Annotated in this window: 3 protein-coding genes; all 3 read left to right on the plus strand. The window is 68.5% G+C overall.

What is annotated here, in order from left to right; translation table 11 throughout:
• Positions 1 to 708 (plus strand): ABC transporter permease (locus AC27VN_RS38985; RefSeq protein WP_490880140.1); only part of this gene is annotated, 708 nt, incomplete at its 5' end.
• Positions 705 to 1,502: an ABC transporter ATP-binding protein gene (locus AC27VN_RS38990; RefSeq protein WP_296793961.1), complete on the plus strand. Its 798-nt coding sequence runs from the start codon at positions 705 to 707 to the stop codon at positions 1,500 to 1,502. The genes AC27VN_RS38985 and AC27VN_RS38990, both read left to right, overlap by 4 nt.
• Before the next feature lie 4 nt (positions 1,503 to 1,506).
• Complete coding sequence (hutC, locus tag AC27VN_RS38995; RefSeq protein WP_208511005.1) at positions 1,507 to 2,286, plus strand: histidine utilization transcriptional repressor HutC; 780 nt, start codon at positions 1,507 to 1,509, stop codon at positions 2,284 to 2,286.
• Positions 2,287 to 2,403: the final 117 nt, after the last annotated feature.

Here is a 2,403-nt window from a genome sequence, read left to right on the forward strand (position 1 = left end):
TTCTTCGCCGTCTGGGCCTTCTTCACGCTCGGCGGCTTCGTGTCGCCGACCTTCCTGGCAAGCCCGGTCACGATGCTGCGCGAAGGCTGGCTGCTGTTCACCGAGTACAACTTCATCCAGGACATCGGCATGACGGTGTGGCGCGTGGTCGGCGGCTTCGTGCTGGCCTCGGTCATCGCCGTGCCGCTGGGCATCGCGATGGGCGCTTACAAGCCGATCGAGGCCTTCCTCGAACCCTTCGTCTCGTTCTGCCGCTACCTGCCGGCCTCGGCCTTCATTCCGCTGCTGATCCTCTGGGCCGGTATCGGCGAGAGCCAGAAGCTGCTGGTGATCTTCATCGGCTCGGTGTTCCAGGTGATCCTGATGGTGGCCGTGACCGTGGGCAGCGCGCGCAAGGACCTGGTGGAGGCCGCCTATACGCTGGGCGCCAGCAGCCGGGGCATCGTGCGCCGCGTGCTGATCCCGGGCGCCGCGCCCGGCATCGCCGAGACCCTGCGCCTGGTGCTGGGCTGGGCCTGGACCTACGTCATCGTGGCCGAGCTCATCGGTTCCTCCTCGGGCATCGGCCACATGATCACCGACAGCCAAGCCCTCCTGAACACCGGCCAGATCATCTTCGGGATCATCGTCATCGGCGTGATCGGCCTCGTGTCCGACTTCGCCTTCAAGGCGGTCAACCGCCGTCTCTTCGCCTGGAGCACGCTGTGAGCACCCTCGTCAAGCCGGCCCAGTTGTCGATCCACGGCGTCTCGCGCACCTTCACCGGCACGCGCGGCCAGCGCACGCAGGCGTTGCTGCCGGTCGACTTCGAGGTGCGCGAGAACGACTTCGTCACCATCCTCGGCCCCTCGGGCTGCGGCAAGTCCACCCTGCTGCGCATCGTCGCGGGGCTCGACTTCCCGACCACCGGCGAGGTGCTGCTCGACGGCCAGCCGATCGAGGGCCCGGGCGCCGACCGCGGCGTGGTGTTCCAGAGCTACACCCTGTTCCCCTGGCTCACGATCGCGCAGAACATCCGCTTCGGCCTGCGCGAGCGCGGCATGAGCGAGGCCGAGCAGAAGGAGCGCAGCGAGTTCTTCATCGCCAAGGTCGGCCTGCGCGGCTTCGAGCACCACTATCCCAAGCAGCTCTCGGGCGGCATGCAGCAGCGCACCGCGATCGCGCGCGCGCTGGCCAACGACCCCAAGATGCTGCTGCTCGACGAGCCCTTCGGCGCGCTCGACAACCAGACCCGCGTGCTGATGCAGGAGCTGCTGCTGGGCATCTGGGAGTCGGCGCAGAAGACGGTGCTGTTCGTCACGCACGACATCGACGAGGCCATCTTCATGGCCAACCGCGTGGCCGTGTTCAGCGCCCGGCCCGGCCGCATCAAGACCGAGATCGCGGTCGACTTCCCGCATCCGCGCCACTACACGATCAAGACCTCGCCCGAGTTCATGGAGATCAAGGCCCGGCTGACCGAGGAGATCCGCGCCGAATCGATGGCGGCGGCGGAGCATTGAGACCATGAAGCGCGACCTGCCGTCCTCCGCACCCAGCCCCGCCGGCGCGCCCGCGGCCGCGCCGTCGCTCGCGCTCTATGCGCAGGTCAAGGACCACATCTCGCGCAAGATCCAGGACGGCACCTGGCCGCCCGGCCACCGGCTGCCGTCCGAGCACGAGCTGGTGGCGCAGTTCGCCATCTCGCGCATGACCGCCAACCGCGCGCTGCGCGAGCTCTCGGAGCAGGGCCGCATCGTGCGCGTGGCCGGCGTGGGCAGCTTCGTGGCCGAGAACAAGCCGCAGTCCACGCTGCTGCAGATCGCCAACATCGCGAGCGAGATCCGCCAGCGCGGCCACGACTACCACTGCGAGTTCATCGCGCTCGAGCGCATCGCCGCCTCGCCCGACATCGCCGTGTGGCTCGACCTGCGGCCCGGCGAGTCGGTGTTCCACACCGTCTGCCTGCACCTGGAGAACGGCACGCCGGTGCAGATCGAGGACCGCTACGTCAATCCGCGCGCCGTGCCCGAGTTCCTCGACCAGGACTTCTCGGTCGTCTCGCCCGGCGAGTACCTGGTGCGCAACGTGCCCTTCGACCAGATCGAGCACGTGGTCGACGCGGTGCTGCCCACCGCCGAACAGGCCGAGCGCCTGGACATGCCGCCGGCCGACCCCTGCCTGCTGCTGACCCGCCGCACCTGGACCCGCGACCTGCCCGTGACGCTGGTGCGCTGCCTGCACCCGGCCTCGCGCTACCGGCTCGGCAGCCGCTTCCGCGTCGACGGCAACCAGGCCTTCGGCTGAATCCACGCACGCCATTCCGGCCTTCGATTTTTTTCGCACCTACTTGTATATACAGGATCGCACCATGAAGCTTGCTCCCAACGCCGCCACCGAACCGCTCGTGCTCTCGCCGGGCGA

The organism is Variovorax sp. 20P10.2.4 (assembly GCF_058244205.1).

Coding starts and splice junctions, on each gene's coding strand:
- hutC (WP_208511005.1), top strand. CDS start 1,507: ATGAAGCGCGACCTGCCGTCCTCCGCACCCAGCCCCGCCGGCGCGCCC.